General features: G+C 58.2%; 18 protein-coding genes. 9 read left to right on the top strand and 9 right to left on the bottom strand.

Features of this window, described 5'->3' with window-relative positions:
* Positions 1-24: 24 nt before the first annotated feature.
* The gene (locus P7A97_RS15940) at positions 25-285 is read right to left on the bottom strand and encodes a hypothetical protein (protein WP_268126217.1); all 261 of its coding nucleotides are present in this window, start codon (positions 283-285) and stop codon (positions 25-27) included.
* 291 nt (positions 286-576) lie between these two features.
* Here P7A97_RS15940 and P7A97_RS15935 point away from each other — a divergent pair, with 291 nt between their 5' ends.
* The 6 genes from P7A97_RS15935 to P7A97_RS15910 all read left to right on the top strand — a co-directional run bounded on the left by P7A97_RS15935 (position 577) and on the right by P7A97_RS15910 (position 5,489).
* Entirely contained in the window at positions 577-783 is a 207-nt protein-coding gene (locus P7A97_RS15935) for a co-regulatory protein PtrA N-terminal domain-containing protein (RefSeq protein ID WP_220814142.1), read from the top strand.
* A gap of 189 nt (positions 784-972) precedes the next feature.
* Positions 973-2,796 carry a copper resistance system multicopper oxidase gene (locus P7A97_RS15930; protein ID WP_277691001.1) on the top strand — a complete coding sequence of 608 codons (1,824 nt, stop codon included), beginning with the start codon at positions 973-975 and terminating at the stop codon, positions 2,794-2,796.
* Positions 2,797-2,808: 12 nt separating this feature from the next.
* Positions 2,809-3,123 (top strand): hypothetical protein, encoded by a 315-nt coding sequence (locus tag P7A97_RS15925; RefSeq protein WP_024616826.1) that lies wholly within the window; start codon positions 2,809-2,811, stop codon positions 3,121-3,123.
* A complete protein-coding gene (locus tag P7A97_RS15920) occupies positions 3,113-4,204 on the top strand; it encodes a copper resistance protein B (RefSeq protein ID WP_277691000.1) in 1,092 nt (363 codons plus the stop codon). Before P7A97_RS15925 ends, P7A97_RS15920 begins: the two co-directional genes overlap by 11 nt.
* A 9-nt stretch (positions 4,205-4,213) precedes the next feature.
* The gene (locus P7A97_RS15915; RefSeq protein WP_090432318.1) at positions 4,214-5,056 is read left to right on the top strand and encodes a cytochrome c; all 843 of its coding nucleotides are present in this window, start codon (positions 4,214-4,216) and stop codon (positions 5,054-5,056) included.
* On the top strand, positions 5,046-5,489 hold the full coding sequence (locus tag P7A97_RS15910; protein WP_004574337.1) for a DUF411 domain-containing protein: 444 nt from the start codon (positions 5,046-5,048) through the stop codon (positions 5,487-5,489). The genes P7A97_RS15915 and P7A97_RS15910 overlap by 11 nt, the downstream gene beginning before the upstream one ends.
* 177 nt (positions 5,490-5,666) lie before the next feature.
* Here P7A97_RS15910 and P7A97_RS15905 read toward each other — a convergent pair whose 3' ends face one another.
* The 5 genes from P7A97_RS15905 to P7A97_RS15885 form a co-directional block, all read right to left on the bottom strand.
* On the bottom strand, positions 5,667-6,992 hold the full coding sequence (locus tag P7A97_RS15905; protein WP_003452303.1) for an OprD family porin: 1,326 nt from the start codon (positions 6,990-6,992) through the stop codon (positions 5,667-5,669).
* A gap of 156 nt (positions 6,993-7,148) precedes the next feature.
* On the bottom strand, positions 7,149-7,481 hold the full coding sequence (locus P7A97_RS15900) for a DUF2790 domain-containing protein (RefSeq protein ID WP_003452302.1): 333 nt from the start codon (positions 7,479-7,481) through the stop codon (positions 7,149-7,151).
* Positions 7,482-7,626: 145 nt separating this feature from the next.
* Positions 7,627-10,776: an efflux RND transporter permease subunit gene (locus tag P7A97_RS15895; RefSeq protein WP_003452300.1), complete on the bottom strand. Its 3,150-nt coding sequence runs from the start codon at positions 10,774-10,776 to the stop codon at positions 7,627-7,629.
* Positions 10,773-12,233 (bottom strand): efflux RND transporter periplasmic adaptor subunit, encoded by a 1,461-nt coding sequence (locus P7A97_RS15890; protein ID WP_003452298.1) that lies wholly within the window; start codon positions 12,231-12,233, stop codon positions 10,773-10,775. The genes P7A97_RS15895 and P7A97_RS15890 overlap by 4 nt, the downstream gene beginning before the upstream one ends.
* A complete protein-coding gene (locus P7A97_RS15885) occupies positions 12,230-13,492 on the bottom strand; it encodes a TolC family protein (RefSeq protein ID WP_003139513.1) in 1,263 nt (420 codons plus the stop codon). Before P7A97_RS15885 ends, P7A97_RS15890 begins: the two co-directional genes overlap by 4 nt.
* A 927-nt stretch (positions 13,493-14,419) precedes the next feature.
* Between P7A97_RS15885 and P7A97_RS15880 the strand changes: the two genes are divergently transcribed.
* The 3 genes from P7A97_RS15880 (at position 14,420) to P7A97_RS15870 (ending at position 15,819) form a co-directional block, all read left to right on the top strand.
* A complete protein-coding gene (locus tag P7A97_RS15880; protein ID WP_271659928.1) occupies positions 14,420-15,118 on the top strand; it encodes an inovirus Gp2 family protein in 699 nt (232 codons plus the stop codon).
* A gap of 184 nt (positions 15,119-15,302) precedes the next feature.
* Positions 15,303-15,548, top strand: coding sequence for a type II toxin-antitoxin system Phd/YefM family antitoxin (locus tag P7A97_RS15875; RefSeq protein WP_033942931.1), 246 nt, complete (start codon positions 15,303-15,305; stop codon positions 15,546-15,548).
* Positions 15,538-15,819 (top strand): type II toxin-antitoxin system RelE/ParE family toxin, encoded by a 282-nt coding sequence (locus tag P7A97_RS15870; RefSeq protein WP_074918669.1) that lies wholly within the window; start codon positions 15,538-15,540, stop codon positions 15,817-15,819. Before P7A97_RS15875 ends, P7A97_RS15870 begins: the two co-directional genes overlap by 11 nt.
* A gap of 69 nt (positions 15,820-15,888) precedes the next feature.
* Here the strand turns inward: P7A97_RS15870 and P7A97_RS15865 are convergent, their stop codons facing one another.
* The 3 genes from P7A97_RS15865 to P7A97_RS15855 are packed head-to-tail and all read right to left on the bottom strand — an operon-like array spanning position 15,889 to position 17,492.
* Positions 15,889-16,062 carry a hypothetical protein gene (locus tag P7A97_RS15865; RefSeq protein ID WP_009686156.1) on the bottom strand — a complete coding sequence of 58 codons (174 nt, stop codon included), beginning with the start codon at positions 16,060-16,062 and terminating at the stop codon, positions 15,889-15,891.
* A 10-nt stretch (positions 16,063-16,072) separates the two neighbouring features.
* Complete coding sequence (gene radC, locus P7A97_RS15860) at positions 16,073-16,570, bottom strand: DNA repair protein RadC (protein WP_074918671.1); 498 nt, start codon at positions 16,568-16,570, stop codon at positions 16,073-16,075.
* The gene (locus tag P7A97_RS15855) at positions 16,542-17,492 is read right to left on the bottom strand and encodes a hydrolase or metal-binding protein (RefSeq protein ID WP_074918674.1); all 951 of its coding nucleotides are present in this window, start codon (positions 17,490-17,492) and stop codon (positions 16,542-16,544) included. Before P7A97_RS15855 ends, radC begins: the two co-directional genes overlap by 29 nt.
* Positions 17,493-17,494: the final 2 nt, after the last annotated feature.

Below are 17,494 nucleotides of genomic sequence, written 5' to 3'. Positions count from 1 at the left end.
TGGCATGCACTCCCCTGAACCGCCTTATTCGCTGGTTTTGCCACCGGCTTCGTCACATTTGGCCTGGGTCATCAACTTGAAACCTTGGCCTTTGCATTCGCCTTGGCCTTTGCAGGCGTTTTTCGCGGTCATGCAGTCGTTCTGCCCCTTGCAACCATTGACCCCGAAGCACTTCACTTCAGCTGCTTTGGTGTCCTGGGCAGCCTGGGCAGGCAGGGTGGAGAACAGGCTGGCGGCCACCAGAGCCAGGGCGGCACCGGTAGCTACGTTGGATTTGTTCGACATAGTGGCTATCTCTCTTGGTTGTTTGATGGTCGCGATCCGTCGGTGCGAGTGAGCGAGTGAGCGAGTTAGCTCAGGCATTGCTACCGAGCAGGCCCATGAAATCCGCAAGGCTGCGCGGGCAGGAAGACAGTACCGAGCCTTCAGGAGGGCCTACAAGAAAGAAATAGCAACCTGACAGAACTGTAATGTTCGGATCAGGTTGCTGACAGGGCTTCGTGGTTAACGTGGCATCGAGCTTAACGCTCGTCTCCGTTTGTTACGGGGGCTTTTGAACTTACGAGGATTAACGAAATGAAATCGATCAAAACCCTGTTTGTAGTTGCTGCCCTGAGTGTTTCCAGCCTGGCGATGGCCGAAGGCGGTGCTGATCGCACGTTTGCACGCATGGAACAAGCCCGTCAGGCCTCGCTGGAAGCCTATCAGTTGGCCAAGCAGCAGAAGGATGAAGCTCCCGTCGCCGGCAGCCAAGCCAAACAGGCGGAACACGCCAACTGCTGAGCCCCCTCAACCTTACAGAAATGTAATCACCCGGATGGTTGAGATATGGCAGTTTCATACTGCTTGGTGTCGGGGGGAACTTGCGCAACGCGCAAGGCTTGAAGATCAAATCTCCCGACACTGGAGCAGTCAATGAACCCGAGACCGGATGCACATCACCGGCTCATCTGACGGATTGGACATAACGGCATGCAAAGCAAAACCACAAGACGTACTTTCGTCAAAGGCCTCGCCGCCGCCGGTATTCTCGGCGGCATGGGCATGTGGCGCACGCCGGTCTGGGCGGTAACCAGCCCAGGTCAGCCCAACGTGCTGAGCGGTAACGATTTCGACCTGTTTATCGGAGAGACTCCGGTAAACATCACCGGCGCAGCGCGTACCGCCATGACGATCAATGGCTCGCTGCCAGGCCCGATCCTGCGCTGGCGGGAGGGCGAGACCGTGACTTTGCGCGTACGCAACCGCCTCAAGGAGGACACGTCCATTCACTGGCACGGCATTATCCTGCCGGCGAACATGGATGGCGTTCCGGGCCTGAGCTTCCATGGCATCGCGCCTGATGGCATGTATGAGTACAAGTTCAAGGTCAATCAGAACGGTACCTACTGGTATCACAGCCACTCGGGGCTTCAGGAGCAGGTCGGCGTATATGGCGCGCTGGTCATCGATGCCAAAGAGTCCGAACCCTTCACTTACGACCGTGACTACGTCGTACTGCTGAGCGACTGGACCGATGAAAACCCAGCTCGGGTTCTGGCCAAGCTGAAGAAGCAATCGGACTACTACAACCAGCACAAGCGCACCGTTGGTGACTTCATCGATGACGTAAGCGAGATGGGTTGGTCCGCCGCCGTAGCCGATCGCAAGATGTGGGCCGAGATGAAGATGAGCCCGACGGATCTCGCTGACGTCAGTGGCTACACCTACACCTACCTGATGAATGGCCAGGCACCCAATGGCAACTGGACCGGCATATTCAAACCAGGCGAAAAGATCCGCCTGCGCTTCATCAACGCCTCGGCGATGACCTATTTCGATGTGCGCATCCCGGGCCTGAAGATGACTGTGGTTGCGGCCGATGGTCTGCACGTCAAACCGGTCAGCGTCGACGAGTTCCGTATCGCCGTGGCCGAGACCTACGACGTGATCGTCGAACCAGACAGCGAACAGGCCTATACCGTGTTTGCACAATCCATGGATCGCACTGGCTATGCGCGCGGCACCCTTGCTGTACAGGAGGGGTTGAGTGCACCAGTACCCAGCCCCGACCCGCGTCCGCTGATTGCCATGGGCGACATGGGTATGGATCACGGCAGCATGGGCGGTATGGATCACGGGAACATGGCCGGGATGGATCAGGGCAATATGGCGGGAATGGATCATGGCAGCATGCAGGGTGGCATGGCTGGTATGGATCACAGCCAGATGGCCGGAATGGATCATTCAAACATGGCTGGCATGGCTGGCATGGCTGGCATGGCTGGCAACATGCAGGCACACCCGGCCTCAGAGACCAACAATCCTTTGGTCGACATGCAGACCATGACGCCGACGCACAAGCTGGACGACCCAGGTATCGGCCTGCGTGATAACGGCCGGCGCGTGCTGACGTACTCTGACCTGCGCAGCACCTTCCCTGATCCGGACGGGCGTGAGCCAAGTCGCACCATCGAGCTGCACCTCACCGGGCATATGGAGAAATTCTCCTGGTCCTTCGATGGAATCAAGTTCTCTGACGCCGAGCCTCTACGCCTCAAGTACGGCGAGCGTGTTCGCATCACGCTGGTCAACGACACCATGATGACTCACCCGATCCATCTTCATGGCATGTGGAGTGATCTGGAGGATGCGAACGGCAATTTCCTGGTGCGTAAACACACCATCGACATGCCGCCAGGTTCCAAGCGCAGCTATCGGGTGACCGCCGATGCGTTGGGGCGTTGGGCCTACCACTGCCACCTGTTGCTCCACATGGAAATGGGCATGTTCCGTGAAGTCCGTGTGGATGAGTAAAGGAGATTTCTGATGAGTACTTTTATGAAGCGTAATGCCCTGTTTGGCAGCGCAGCGATGTTCAGTTTTTTGGCTGCTTTGTACGCGCCGACGTCATTGGCAGGTGAGGGGCACAGCGAGCACGAACAACATGCTGCCGAGTCGGCTGCGCCCGAGGCCATCAGTGACAAGCCTGCAGATCAATCGAAAGGCAAGGCCGCTGGCCAGCAGATGGATCATGGCACCATGGATCATGAGGGCATGAACCATGACGATATGGGGCACGAGAAGATGATGGATAAGCATGGCGGCACCGAAGCCGAAGCAGGTTCGAACCATGACCACTAGGTTTTCACGCCCGTCCCTCATAGCGCTGGTCGTGTCGCTGAGTGCACTCAGCGGCGGCGTTACCCAGGCTGCGGAAGAAATGGATCATTCGGCAATGGGGCACGGCTCCATGTCGATGGACCACAGCCAGATGGGCCACGGTTCCGCCAAAGCGCCGATGGAGGGCATGGATCACAGCAAGATGGATCATGGTGCCATGCAGAGCGAATCGGGCAGAATGGACCATAGCCAGATGGGCCACAGCCAGAGCCAAGAGAAGGCCCCAGCCATGGACCACAGCAAGATGGGACACGGCACCATGCAGGGACAGATGGAGGGCATGGATCATTCGAAGATGAACCATGGCTCCGCTGAAGCCCCGAGAACTACCAGTCGTACGCCGATTCCCGTTCTGACGGATGCTGATCGCCAAGCGGCTTTCCCGCCACTGCCTGGCCACAAGGTGCATGACAGCGCCATCAACAGCTTTTTCCTGCTCGATCAGCTCGAATACCAAGACGCAGATGAGGGCAGCACCCTGGCCTGGGATGCGTCGGGTTGGGTAGGCGGTGATATCAACCGGGTCTGGTTCCGCTCCGAAGGCGAGCGTACCAACGGCGTTACCGAGGACGCTGAATTACAGCTGCTGTACGGCCGCTCGATCGGCCCTTGGTGGGATGTCGTCGCGGGCGTCCGCCAGGACTTCAAACCGGAGTCGCCGCAGACTTGGGCCGCCTTCGGTATCCAGGGCATGGCGCTTTACGCCTTTGAGGCCGAAGCCACGGCCTTCGTCGGCGAGAATGGCCAAACTGCTGCCCGACTGGAGGGCGAGTACGACATTCTGCTGACCAACCGGCTGATTCTCCAGCCAACTGCCGAAATGAACTTCTACGGCAAGAACGATCCTGAGCGAGGTGTGGGGTCCGGGTTGGCCAATACCGAGCTCGGTTTACGTCTGCGTTACGAGATTGTCCGGCAGTTTGCCCCCTATATCGGGGTTTCTTGGAGCCGCTCCTATGGCAACACGGCAGACATGGTGCGCGACGAGGGCGGTGATGTAGACGAGGCGCGTTTTGTCGCCGGTATCCGGATGTGGTTTTGAGAACCTGACATGAAAAGAACAATTAAAACTTTGGTGGCGGCCGGCGTGGTCGGTAGCACAGCTGTCCTGGCCGGTGCCTACTTTGGCGTGGTCAACGTGGGGGCCGACGATCCCCATTTTCCTGCAGTGAATGCGTTTCTCACGATGGCCCGTGACCGCTCTATCGAAGTCCGTTCGCGGAACATCGAGGTTCCCAACCTGGATGATCAAGCTCTTATTCGCGCCGGTGCGGGCAACTACAACTCCATGTGTATCGGCTGTCATTTGGCGCCAGGTGTGGCGGAGACCGAGCTGAGCCAATCGCTTTATCCTGCGCCCCCCAACCTCGCCAAGATCGGTGTCGATGGCAATCCGTCAGCAGCGTTCTGGGTGATCAAGCATGGCATCAAGGCAACGGGTATGCCTGCGTGGGGCAAGAGCATGGGCGATGAGTACATCTGGGGCATGGTTGCCTTCATTGACCAATTGCCGACGATGGATGCCAAGCAATACCAAGCACTCGTCGCATCCAGTGGCGGCCATCAGCATGGTGGTGGGGAAACGCAAATGCACAATCATGAAGGTCAGCACGGCGACAACAAGCCTGGCCATCATGGCAATAGCGGCGGTGGCGAAGACCATCATGGAACAGGTGATGCCGGAGAGCCTGGCCATCACGATGCCGCGGCTACTGATAGCGAGGGTGGCTCCGCACCTGAGGCAGGTCACCATTCGGACATGAGTGGCGATGATCACCATGCCGGGGATGAGGCCGCCCCAAGCGGCGGAGACCATCATTCCGAGCAAACTCCGAATGCCTCGCCCAAGACCCACACCCACGCCGATGGCAAAGAGCACGTGCATGAAAGCTAAATATCTGGCCTTGCTGGCCGCTCTCTCCGTCACAACTGGAGTTCAAGCCGCTGATGCCCTGACGATTGATGTCCATCGTGATGCTAATTGCGGATGTTGCAAGAAGTGGATCTCACACCTCGAAGCGAATGGCTTCAAAGTCGTCGACCATGTCGAAAGCAACATGTCGGCAGTGAAGCAAAGTCTGGGCGTTGCGCCGCGGTTGGCGTCTTGTCACACCGCGGTGATTGACGGCAAGTTCGTCGAAGGTCATGTGCCGGCGGCTCAGGTCATCGAGCTCACCAAGCGCGATGATCTCGTGGGCATCGCTGTTCCCGGGATGCCGGCGGGCTCCCCCGGTATGGAAGTCGATGGCGTACAGCATGCCTACCAGGTCATTGGCTTGACCAAGGCGGGGTCTGATCAGGTCGTTGCAGAATATCCCGCTCAGTAGTACTGCCTGCCAGCACGGCCGCTTGTGTGTAGTGGCCGACTCTTTTTCATACGCCCTTTAACCTAAGTAAAAAAGGCGCCCGAGGGCGCCAAGGGCTGTCTCCAAACCAAAGGAGCACTACGAGGGGACAGCAGGACCAAGGCGCGAGCGGGCAATCAACCCGCCCGCTTGCCAGGGTTAGAGAACTTCCAGCGGGTACTCGACAATCAGGCGGACTTCATCCAGATCCGACTCGTAATCGGTCGCGCGAGTGGTCATTTGGCGAACACGGAAAGACATATCCTTCAGTGATCCAGTCTGCACAACGTACTTGGCCTCGATGTCCCGCTCCCAGCGCTTCTGGTTGGTCAACGGATCGCCGTTGTCATCACGGCGCATATAGACTTCGTTGGCCTTGCTGTAGTCGGCATCCCAGCCTTGGGCATATCGAGTCATGAAGCTCAACCCAGGCACACCGAAAGGCTCCATATCCAGGTCATAGCGCACTTGCCATGACTTCTCCTTCGGCGAGTTGAAGTCGCTGTACTGGATGGAGTTGTCGAGGTAGATGGAGTCCGATTGGCGCAAGTAGTCGAAGTCATCATCGCCATTGTTGCGCTGGAGACCCACCAGCACTGTGTGAGCGCCGAATTGGATGCCGACCTTGCCGCTCCAGATGTTGTTATCGAAGCTCCCGAGGAGCTGCTTCCCTTCATCGACCGCCTTGTAGTAGTTCAGCCCGCCGATCAAGGCGACATCGTCCGCAAGCGGGTAGCTCAGCGTGGTGCCCGCGTAATATTGATTCCAGGCATCCTTGAGGCGGCTGGTGTAGAGACTAAAGCCGACGTTGTCATTAAGCGTGTAATCACCACCGAAATAGGCGATCCATGGCGAGTCCACTTCGCCTGCGTAGAAGGTAGCGAAGCCGTCGCGCATGCTGCTGGTATTGGGTTGGCTCATCGAGTGGAGGCGACCACCTTGAAGCGACAGTCCTTCCACGCTGCTGTTGAGCACGGTGATACCTCGGAAACTCTCCGGTAAAAGCCGCGCATCACCGTATTGGACGACAGGGCTGACAGGAAAGACGTCGCCTACCTTGATCTCGGTATCCATGAACCGAGCTTTCACCGCGCCACCCAGTTTGGAGTAGTTATCCTCAGCCTGCCCGAGGCTGTTGTAAGGCAGCACATCGACTGAGCCACCGGCTCCTGAACGGCCGTCGCCGGTGTCAAGTTTGAGTCCTAGCATGGCAAAGGCATCGACACCGAAGCCTATGGTGCCCTCGGTGAAGCCAGACTCGAATCGGCCTATCACGCCATGCGCCCACTCTTCCGAATAGCCATTACCCGAGCTGCTGGACTGGCCTTTGCGGAAGTCACGGTTGAAGTAGAGATTTCGATTGAGGATGGTCAGGCTGCTGCCTTCGATAAATCCCTCGCCTTTCTCGTCGGCGGCCATTGCAGCTTGCCCGGTACTGATGCTCAGAGCGAGTAGAGAAAGTCCTAACAGGGTTCTGTTATTCATAAATTCTCCTGATGTTATTGGCAGTTGTCATTGTGTGGTTGCATATATGTGCCAAGCGCGCCGGGCATAACCAGGCGCGCCTTGGCCATATTTCCACATGCCAAATAACGTCAGGGTGACTTGAAAATTACTTTTCAGTCAGCGCGATGTCATTTATTAGTTTTGGTTCCGGCAACCTGTTCCGGCTGCACGGTATTCAAGAATATTCAGATCGCCGTTGGAGTCCTCGTAGGTCATCTGGGCTGGCATCACATTGCAGCTAGAGTCCGTTGAGGTAGTGGCCACGACCCTGGCGATATCGAGCTTCATGCCGTAGCGGTAATGAATAACTTCAGGCGGATTCTTTCCGTTAGCGGCAGCATACTCTTGCATGGCCTGCTCATTGGCCTGAATCATCCGACCATAAACACGATCAGCGCCGCCTTCTGCCAGAGTGGCAGAGGAAACAACCATAGCGGCAAGGGCTGCAATAACTTTGAGGCTTTTCATGTTTAATCACTCCTTCAAGGTGGTGATTAAAATATATCCGCTCAACCTGTCATAAAAATGAAGTCAAAGTTACATCGCCGTAATGCTTCCTGCCGCGTTACCCGGGCGAGTCAGCTTGGCGCGTGGCTTGCCCGGGTTTGTAAAGCTATAGCTCCTGCGGTGCGCGAACCTTCTGTGTACGCTGCCTTCGCATCAGCCAGTACGCGGCCGGCAAAACCAACATGGACATCAGCGGCGCGGTAATCATGCCGCCGACCATGGGCGCGGCGATGCGCTTCATCACTTCAGATCCGGCACCTCCGCCCCAGAGGATTGGCAACAGGCCGGCGATGATCACGGCCACCGTCATCACCTTGGGCCGCACGCGCAGCACTGCGCCTTCACGAATTGCCTCCAGTAGTGCCGGGTCACCGCTGCGCCCGGCATCCATACGTGCATGCCAGGCATTCTTCAGGTACAGCAGCATGATCACCCCAAATTCCGCCGAGACGCCGGCCAAGGCGATAAAGCCGACCCCAGTGGCAACCGACAGGTTGAAGCCGAACCAGTAGAGCAGCCAGATGCCGCCCGATAGGGCGAAGGGCAGGGTTGCCATGATCAGTAGGGCCTCACCGAAGCGGCTGAAGGTCAGGTAAAGCAGCACGAAGATGATCAACAAGGTCGCCGGTACCACCCAGGCCAGCCGTGCATTGGCGCGCTCCAGGAACTCGAACTGACCGGAGTAGGAGACGGTCATGCCAGCATCGAGTTGTACCTGCTCAGCTACGCGTTGCTGCAACTCGCGCACGGTCGATGCCAGGTCGCGCCCACGGACATCGACATAGACCCAACCGGACAGACGCCCGTTCTCGCTGCGCAGCATTGGCGGCCCTTCGGTCAGACTAACCTGGGCGACGGTGCCCAAGGTGATCTGCTGGCCGGCTTGCGTGAGGATCGGCATACGCCGTAGTGCCTGCGGACTGTCTCGCCACTCCTTGGGATAGCGCAGGTTGATCGGGAAGCGGGCCAGTCCTTCAACCGTCTCACCAATATTGCTGCCGCCGATGGCGCCCGATACCACCGCCTGCACATCGGCGATGCTCAGGCCATAGCGCGCCGCGGCCAGTCGATCGATCTGGATGTCCACGTAACGGCCGCCAGTAAGGCGTTCTGCCAAGGCCGAACTCACCCCAGGCACCTCTTTGGCCACGGCCTCGATATCGCGCGTTATGCGCTCGATGTCGACCAAGGAGGTTCCGGACACTTTCACCCCAATGGGGCTCTTGATCCCCGTCGCCAGCATGTCGATGCGGTTGCGGATGGGCGGCACCCAGATATTGGACAGCCCCGGAACTTTTACCGCGCGATCCAGTTCCTCGATCAGCTTTTCGGGTGTCATCCCCGCGCGCCATTGATCGCGTGGTTTGAACTGCACCGTGGTCTCGAACATTTCCAGCGGTGCTGGATCGGTGGCGGTCTCTGCTCGCCCGGCCTTGCCGAATACCCGTGCCACTTCGGGCACCGTGAGGATCATCCGGTTGGTTTGCTGCAGCAGCTGGGTGGCCTTGCTGGCCGGCAAGCCGGGCAGGGCTGATGGCATGTACAACAAGTCGCCCTCGTCCATCGGCGGTAGAAACTCTCCTCCGAGTCTGCTGAGGGGCCAGAGACTGGACAAAAACACTAGCAAGGCCAGCGCTAGGGTCACCTTAGGCCAAGCCAGCACCCACTCCAGCACCGGCCGGTATGCACCGATCAGCCAACGATTCAAGGGGTTCTGTTGTTCGCTGGGGATATGCCCACGAATCCAATAGCCCATCAGCACCGGTACCAAGGTGATCGAGAGGCCAGCAGCGGCAGCCATGGCATAGGTCTTGGTGAATGCCAGCGGGCCAAACAGGCGACCCTCCTGGGCCTCCAGGGTGAAGACCGGGAGGAAAGACAGGGTGATGATCAAAAGGCTGAAGAACAGCGCCGGCCCGACCTCGGCCGCAGCTTCGCCGATCACCCGCCAGTGCGCCTCGCCCTGAAGCGGTTCACCGGGGTGTCGAGCCTTCCAGGCCTCGATGTGCTTGTGCGCGTTCTCGATCATCACCACGGCGGCATCGACCATGGCGCCGATGGCGATTGCGATCCCGCCGAGCGACATGATGTTGGCATTGACGCCCTGGTAGCGCATGACGATGAAGGCCATCAGGATGCCCAGGGGCAGGGTGATGATCGCGACCAGCGACGAGCGCAGGTGCCAGAGGAAGATCAGGCAAACCAGGGCAACCACCGCGAACTCTTCCAGCAGCTTGTAGCTGAGGTTATCGATGGCGCGGTCGATCAATTGCGAACGGTCATAGGTGGTGACCACCTCGACGCCGGCCGGCAAGCTGCCCTTCAGGCTGTCCAGCTTGGTCTTCACCGCGGCGATGGTATCGCGGGCATTCTTTCCGGAGCGCAAGATGACCACGCCGCCTACCACTTCACCCTGGCCATCCAGCTCGGCAATGCCACGACGCATCTCTGGCCCCAGCTGAATGGTGGCCACCTGACCCAGCAGCACCGGAACTCCGCTGGCCGAAGCCCGCAGCGGCACATTGCGGAAATCCGCCAGGCTCTCTAGATAGCCTGAAGCCCGCACCATGTACTCGCGCTCTGCCAGCTCCAGGATGGCGCCGCCGGTTTCCTGATTGGCGCTCTTCAGCGCCGCTTCGACCTCCTGCTGAGTTACCCCATAAGCCACCAGCTTCTGCGGATCGAGCAGCACTTGGTATTGCTTGACCATGCCGCCGAGGGTGGCCACTTCGGCTACGTTGGGCAGGCTCTTGAGTTCGTACTTGAGGAACCAGTCCTGCAGTGCCCGCAGCTGGGCAAGATCATGCTGGCCGCTGCGGTCGACCAAGGCGTACTGGTAGATCCAGCCCACGCCGGTGGCATCCGGCCCAAGGGTGGTGGTAACACCCTCGGGCAGGCGTTCCTGCGCCTGGTTGAGGTACTCCAGCACCCGCGAGCGCGCCCAGTAGAGGTCGGTGTCGTCCTCGAACAGCACGTAGACGAAGGAGTCGCCGAAGAACGAGTAGCCGCGCACCGTCTTCGCCCCCGGTACCGAGAGCATGGTTGTGGCCAGTGGGTAGGTCACCTGGTTCTCGACGATCTGCGGTGCCTGTCCGGGAAAGCTGGTTCTGATGATGACCTGGGTGTCAGATAGGTCCGGCAGTGCATCCAACGGCGTGTTGCGCAGCGACCAGAGGCCCAGGGCGGTGATGAACAGGGTGGCCAGCAGTACCAGGAAGCGGTTGCCGATCGACCAATGGATCAGGCGCGCGATCATGGCTGGTCTCCTTCCTTGCGGAGCTGCTCGATCAGCAGGCCGGAGTTTGTCTGACGTGCGGCGATGCGTACGTGATCTCCTGGCTTAAGTCCCACAGCTACTTCGGAGCTGACCAGAGGAAAAGCCATGGTCATACCTGGCATATTCAGGCTCTCGAAGGGGCCATGCTCCAGGGTGACTTGTTTCCCGTCCAGTGCGCGAATAACGCCGTGAGACACATGCAGCCCCTCCGTGCTGTCCTGTTCTGCATTGCCGGCCAGGATGCCCTGCAGGCTGGCTTCCGAATCGATGAGGAACTGGCCGGAGGTAACGACCGCCTGACCTTCCTCAAGACCGGAAAACACCTCCAGACGCCCATCGGCCTCGCGGCCCAAGGTGATTTCCTGGGGACGGTAGCGTCCGTCGCCTTCGGCCAGCATCACCAATGCACGCTTCCCGGTGCGAATCACGGCTTCACTCGGCACAAGAAGCGTGGATTGTTCGACGGCACTGTTCAGGCGTACGGCGGCGAACATGCCGGGGCGCAACTTACCGGCAGGGTTGGGTAGCTCGCTGCGTACCGTGAGCGTGCGCGTTTGCGGATCGGCACTCGGCAGCAAGGCTATGACGCGGCCCAGCAGCGGTCGATCAGGAAAGGCCGTCAGGTTGGCGCGGATCTCGTCCCCGACCTGGATACTTCCGGCCATGGCCTCGGGTATCGCCGCATCGAGCCAGACACTGGACAGCCCGTTGATCAACGCCAGATCCTGCCCGGCTTCAACGGTCATCCCGGCGCGTACCTGCAAGGCTTGGAGCTCGCCGCTGATAGGTGTGGTGAGGGTTTGCACTGCCCGCGGTTTGCCGCTGCGGCGAACCTGCTCTATCAACGCTTGTGGCATGCCGAGCAGGCGGAGGCGCTCTTGGGCCGCAGTGATCAAGCGGGCGTCACCGGTACGCAGTACCGCGAGGAACTCCAACTGCGCGGCGGACCACTCGGGAATCAGCAGGTCGACCAGGGGTGTTCCAGCTGGCAGTACATCGCCAGGGGCACGCCCGTAAACCCGCTCGACGAATCCGCCAGCGCGGGCCTGGAGGTTCGCTACCTCTCGCTGGTTATAGGCCAGGGAGCCGACCACCTCGATATCCGAGGGCAGTACACCGCGGATCACCGTCGAGGTCCGCATTCCGAGGTTCTGCACGGCTTGAGCGGGGACGCTCAGGACAGACGGATCTTGCTCGGATCCTGCGTATTTAGGGACAAGCTCCATATCCATGAAAGGTGACTTGCCCGGTTTATCGAAGCGCTGCTCAGGCTGCATCGGGTCGTACCAATAGAGCACCTTGCGCTCGTCCGTCGGTGCGGAGCTAGGCAGTAGCTCGTGTTTGGCTTGCCGCTGGGCCAGCCAGTAGCCACCGCCCGCCGCGCCAATGCCCACGGTCAGCACGGCGACCGCAAAACCAAATGTCGATATCTTCATTTCAGGCCCTCCACATAGGCGTAGTACAGGCTTGCGGAGAGCTGGCTCAACTTGCGCTGTTGTTCAATCTGCCGCAGTTGCGCATCAATCAGGTCGCGCTGGGCAGTAATAACGGATGTGAGCTGGCTGTTACCGGCTTGGTAGGCGGCCAGTTCGAGATCGGCACGTTTGCTTGCAAGCGGGATCAAGGTTTTTTCGGTGCGTGACAAGGTCCTGCGCAGTTGCTCAAGCTCGGCAATACCGCCTTCCAGCTCAGCCTGATGGGCGCGCAGTAATGCTTCCTGCTCGGCTTCCATCTGCGACACGCTTTGTTGTCTGGCGTTGATCTTGGGCCCCTGACGTGTGCCTACGAACAACGGCAGGTCGAAGGTAAATTGCACCATCACCATATCGCCGAACTGGTTGTCGCGATTGTTGTAGGCAAACTCAACACCCCAGTCGGGGGTCTTCTCGGCGATGGCCTCGTTCAGCTCGGCGCTAGCCTCGCCGACTCGGGCGGAGGCAGCGCGCAACTCAGGGTGTGAGGCAATGCGTTGCTGCAGGTGCGGTGCCACCAGGTTCAGACTGGGAACACCTCCTTGCAAAGGCTGGTCAGCCTCGTTGCCTATCCAGCGGCGCAGCTTGGCACGAGCTACTGCCACATCGCGATTCAGTTCATCTCGCCGATCTTGTAACGCCAAAGCTTCCTGGTCGGCCTGCAACAGCTCGCCAGGCTGAGCACTACCGCCGGCAATCAGCGATTGCACGGTCGAGCGGAGCATCTCGATCTGACGGTCCAGTTGATCGAAGAGGCCAACACTGCGTTCGGCGTAGTACACATCCAGCCAGCTCACTGCCGTCTGGCGCTTGATCTCCAACTGCATGGCACGCTGCTCGGCCTCGGCTCGGCCTACTGAAGCCTCGGCCAACTGGCGCCGAGCCTGACGCTTGTCACTGTTGGGGACTTCCTGCATGAACCCAATGCGGCGCATGGTCATGGAGTCACGATTAAGCGTGTAACGGTCAGGGCCTTCGATCGGCAGGTTGTCGATGCCTAGAATCAGCTTGGGATCGGGCAGGGCGTCTGCGGGCTCGACAGCCTGCTGTGCCGATGCCACCTGCGCCTGGCGCGCGAGGTTCTCAGGGGCACTCTGCTCGGCCAGAGCTTGGGCTCGTTCGAAAGTTAGGGGCTGCGCCTGCGCGGCAAGCCAGGGAGCTGCCCAGAATGCGGCAGCCAACACACCGAGAAAGCCACGGCGTGGAAAAAGGAAAGCGGACATGCTTTCGCCTCCATTGCGATTGATCGAAGTCGCGACTACGAAACGTGACCGCGACGATGCGCCTGACTGTAAGGCGCGGGATGATCACTGCATTAGACGAAACGAGGAGGGCGCCAGAGTCCTGCGGGCTCTCGCTTAATCACCGACTGGGTCAGCAATATCTCGGGGCGTGAGGGGAGAGGGGATATGCTCTTGATCACGGTGGTCTGGAGAAGTCCTCCGGTCTTGCATTCCTGGCCGGGTTTGCAAGGGGACTTCTTGGCCACCCCATCAGACTTGTCCATTTGCTCGCAGCACGGAGCATCGGCCATTGCATGGCCCTGATGATCGGCGCTCTGCATCGGGCAAGGTTGTGCCGGCATGCTGAAAGCCACACCGCCGAAGGTCGGCAGCACGAGGCTAGCAATCATTAGCAGGATCAATCCAATCCGACGCACAGCAATTCACCAGGCGGGGCAATAGGCCGACGATAGCAGATTGCCCCCGAGCCATGAATGCTCCTTTTGACGATAACAGCACTTCGTTGATTTGGATCAAATAGAGTGGCTGGTCTCACAGGGCGAGCTGATTTTGTAGCGGGTGAGATTTCAATCGAGCAAGCGATAGAGTTCAGGCCAAAGAGGATTCTATAATCACTCTATAATTAACTACATGGATCAGCGTATTATTTTTGGATAATTTGGATAATTTAATTCCGAAATTGTATTGATTGTTAAAAGCTCTGTAATTGCTTTGTTTTATCTATAGCGCCCTTCGTGTTTGCTGGGCTTTCTGCTTATTTATTTTGCGGCGGGAGTATTATTATTTTATTGATAACTATTAAACTTATCTAGCATGGTGCGGGTGTTAAGGGTGGAGGGTGTAGGGTGTATTAAATATTTAATAATGGCATATGTGTTATGAGTCAAATTAACTGGAGTCATAACCATGGTCAACGATATCGCTACAACCCAGCACTCCCCACTACGTCATCCCGATAATACCAATCTTCATTTGCACTACGGGGAGACCTTTGAAGGTTTTCCTATCCAGGCAGAAGTAGGCCCCTTTGCTCTGGAATACCTTTATGATCTCAAACATACCATCGACTTAGCCATGGCTGAGTACCCTAGAGTACTTGCCTTCAGAGTAGATCTTTATGTGCCTAATGCTATCGAGCTACCCGAGTACGCCTATACGAACAAGGTCATAAGCAAGTTCTTCGAATCGTTTACGAAGAAGATCCAGTACCACCAGGAGCGCGTGGCTGAGCGTGGTTACTCGCGTGGTTGCAAAGTACGATACGTCTGGTCGAAAGAGATCGGTCAGAGAGGTCGTCGCCATTACCACCTACTGATTCTTTTGAACCGTGATGCCTATTACAGGCTAGGCCGGATAGGTTCTGAACGGATTAACATGTTCAGACGGATTGAAGAGTCTTGGGCCAGTGTACTTGGATTATCAGCTGATCAGGTTAGGGGGCTGGTCCATAGGCCAAAGAATCCTGAGTACTTTATCAATCGAGAAATTCGTCGAGACGAGTTCGATGAGCTGCCTGAGCTGTTCAAACGAGCCAGCTACCTGTGTAAGAAAGCGACCAAGTCCTACGGCGATCGTCAGCGGAGTTTCGAGACCAGTCGGGGGTAGGGAGCAGTCCGCGCAAGCCGCATGGGCTCACAGCTCAATGGGAGGCTTCAGGGCAATCAGTTCTCCCAGATGGCGGCGGTTCAAAATTGGACGCCTCGTGCCATTTGGAAGATTGCCCATGGGGATGCCTTGCTATGCTATGCACCTTAAGACCAAAATAAAGACCTAAAAAAGGAGCTATGGTATGCAGAGTGTTTTGGCTGACGTTGCAGTGAGCGTTTCTGAGCTGAAGAAAAACCCCACCGGTGTTATGGCTGGTGCTGGTGGCATGCCGGTCGCCGTTCTCAATCATAACCGCGTGATGGGGTACATGGTGCCAGCCGAGCTGTACGAGCAGATGCTGGACCGTCTGGACGATCTGGATCTGATCGATGTCGTTAATGCACGCTCCGGTGAGAAGGGGGTGCCGGTGAACCTGGATGACCTATAAGCTCGAGTTCCTGCCCTCAGCGCTGAAGGAATGGGAGAAGCTGGGTCATACAGTGCGTGAGCAGGCAAAGAAAAAACTGCGTGAGCGGCTGGAAGCACCAAAGGTACAGGCTGATGCCCTCAGGGATCTGCCTGGGCACTACAAGATCAAGCTCCGAACAGCAGGCTATCGTTTGGTGTATCGGGTCGAAGATGATCGGGTGGTTGTGATTGTGGTCGCAGTGGGCAAGCGTGAACGAAGTGCAGCTTACAAGGCAGCAGGTAAGCGTTAGCTACCAGGGCAAAAGAAGAAGTGAGAGCCATTGCAGGCAGTCTTTCGACTACCCACGCTGGCTCACCGTTCAAGGGTTCATTCTTACTTTCTGCTTCCGGTAGATCCAGCACGCCAACACCACGGCAATCAGCAATGGTGGAAAGCGCACCATCAGAATCATCAGCAGCAATATCGCCAGACAACCGGCCAAGATCCCGGCAAACATGAATGCCGAGGCAACAGTCCGTAGCAGCAGTTTCATTGGCACCTCCTTACAGGTAGCCGCGCTCAGCCAACGACACACAATCCTCCTGGCCTACCACAACGTGATCGAGCGTTCTGACTCCGACCAGATTCAGTGCGTCCTGCAGTTTCGTGGTGAGATTGCGATCCGCCTGGCTGGGCTCGGGATCACCTGAGGGGTGGTTGTGTACCAGGATGATTGCCGCTGCGTTGTGTTCCAAGGCGATCTTCACGATTTCCCGTGGGTAGACGCTGGCTCCATCCAGGGTTCCGCGAAACACTTCCTCGAACGCAATCACCCGGTGTCGGCTGTCGAGCATGAGCAGTGCAAAAACCTCGTGCTCATAATCAGCCAGCAGCGTCTGCAGGTGACTGAACGCCTCCTTAGGCGAGGTCAGTGCACGTCCCTTGCGCAGGCGCAGGCTGGCCAGTTGCCTGGCCATCAGCAGGATGTCGTTTTCCGTCACCGGGGACTCGACCAAGTAGGTGCCGGCCGTGTCACTGGCTTTCAGCTTGTGCAGGTGCATGGCGGCCTCCTTGGTCTTGGTCTGTGGGTGGGGTGTGACGAGCAGCCTGTGCATCGAGCTTTTCAGCCAGGCTGGGTTTGGTGGGGTTGAGTTGGGAAATTGTTGCTGCAGCAGGAGCTTCACCCTCGGGGTAGAACTCTTCCACGATGGCGCTGGCATCCTCCTCGCTGTCCTCGAAGGCTCCGTTGCCGAAGCCGCGTCGTGCAGCCTCATCCAACGCTGCTTGATTGAAGCCGGCAGCTTGCCGCCGCGAATCGAGTTCACTGGCGGACACCAGTGCTTCAGACATGTCCATGCCACCACGTACCGTCAGATCGGCGTAGAAGATCGGCGTGCCATGGCTCTGGCGAGTCGACTTACCACGTAGACGTAGTTCCAGTGGCAGGCAGGCCAGGCGGTTGCCCGAGATGGCCTGGAAGTAATGCAGGCGAGCGGCGAGGGTGCGGATGCTGTTGAAGCCGGTGGTGCGGAACACGAAGCTGCCCAGCGGATCCTCATCACCAATGACCACATTCAGTCGGCCGTAGGGCTTACAGGCACCGCCTTTGGCCAGTGGGCAGGCATCCGGTGACGGGCAGGGCAGTGACTGCATGCCGTCCTGAGTGACCCGCTTGCAGGTTTCACCATTGCCCACGCAGATTGGGCGTCCGGACTGTCGGTCGAACAGCGTGTAGTCAGCTCGGAAATTCAGCTCCGGTTCGTTGAACAGAAGCCGTACCGGAATGCTGCGCAGCTTGTCGTCCTTGCCCTGGCGCAGCTCGTCATTGAGCGGGTGCAGCAGCCAGCCGTCCTTGCCTTGCACTTGGGAAGTGATGGTGAACTGGTCATCTTTCTCCGGCAGACGCTTGCCGTTCTTCTCGATGACCTTGCCGATGGAAATCCGCCCGAGTACCGGCGGAGTGATAGCCAGACCTTTGAGCATGG

The organism is Pseudomonas sp. GOM6 (assembly GCF_029537485.1).
Lineage (GTDB): Bacteria > Pseudomonadota > Gammaproteobacteria > Pseudomonadales > Pseudomonadaceae > Aquipseudomonas.
Note: the sequence above shows the minus strand (reverse complement) of the source record. Positions and strands in the feature narration are given on the sequence as shown.

Coding starts and splice junctions, on each gene's coding strand:
- P7A97_RS15940 (WP_268126217.1), bottom strand. CDS start 285: ATGTCGAACAAATCCAACGTAGCTACCGGTGCCGCCCTGGCTCTGGTG.
- P7A97_RS15935 (WP_220814142.1), top strand. CDS start 577: ATGAAATCGATCAAAACCCTGTTTGTAGTTGCTGCCCTGAGTGTTTCC.
- P7A97_RS15930 (WP_277691001.1), top strand. CDS start 973: ATGCAAAGCAAAACCACAAGACGTACTTTCGTCAAAGGCCTCGCCGCC.
- P7A97_RS15925 (WP_024616826.1), top strand. CDS start 2,809: ATGAGTACTTTTATGAAGCGTAATGCCCTGTTTGGCAGCGCAGCGATG.
- P7A97_RS15920 (WP_277691000.1), top strand. CDS start 3,113: ATGACCACTAGGTTTTCACGCCCGTCCCTCATAGCGCTGGTCGTGTCG.
- P7A97_RS15915 (WP_090432318.1), top strand. CDS start 4,214: ATGAAAAGAACAATTAAAACTTTGGTGGCGGCCGGCGTGGTCGGTAGC.
- P7A97_RS15910 (WP_004574337.1), top strand. CDS start 5,046: ATGAAAGCTAAATATCTGGCCTTGCTGGCCGCTCTCTCCGTCACAACT.
- P7A97_RS15905 (WP_003452303.1), bottom strand. CDS start 6,992: ATGAATAACAGAACCCTGTTAGGACTTTCTCTACTCGCTCTGAGCATC.
- P7A97_RS15900 (WP_003452302.1), bottom strand. CDS start 7,481: ATGAAAAGCCTCAAAGTTATTGCAGCCCTTGCCGCTATGGTTGTTTCC.
- P7A97_RS15895 (WP_003452300.1), bottom strand. CDS start 10,776: ATGATCGCGCGCCTGATCCATTGGTCGATCGGCAACCGCTTCCTGGTA.
- P7A97_RS15890 (WP_003452298.1), bottom strand. CDS start 12,233: ATGAAGATATCGACATTTGGTTTTGCGGTCGCCGTGCTGACCGTGGGC.
- P7A97_RS15885 (WP_003139513.1), bottom strand. CDS start 13,492: ATGTCCGCTTTCCTTTTTCCACGCCGTGGCTTTCTCGGTGTGTTGGCT.
- P7A97_RS15880 (WP_271659928.1), top strand. CDS start 14,420: ATGGTCAACGATATCGCTACAACCCAGCACTCCCCACTACGTCATCCC.
- P7A97_RS15875 (WP_033942931.1), top strand. CDS start 15,303: ATGCAGAGTGTTTTGGCTGACGTTGCAGTGAGCGTTTCTGAGCTGAAG.
- P7A97_RS15870 (WP_074918669.1), top strand. CDS start 15,538: ATGACCTATAAGCTCGAGTTCCTGCCCTCAGCGCTGAAGGAATGGGAG.
- P7A97_RS15865 (WP_009686156.1), bottom strand. CDS start 16,062: ATGAAACTGCTGCTACGGACTGTTGCCTCGGCATTCATGTTTGCCGGG.
- radC (WP_074918671.1), bottom strand. CDS start 16,570: ATGCACCTGCACAAGCTGAAAGCCAGTGACACGGCCGGCACCTACTTG.
- P7A97_RS15855 (WP_074918674.1), bottom strand. CDS start 17,492: ATGCTCAAAGGTCTGGCTATCACTCCGCCGGTACTCGGGCGGATTTCC.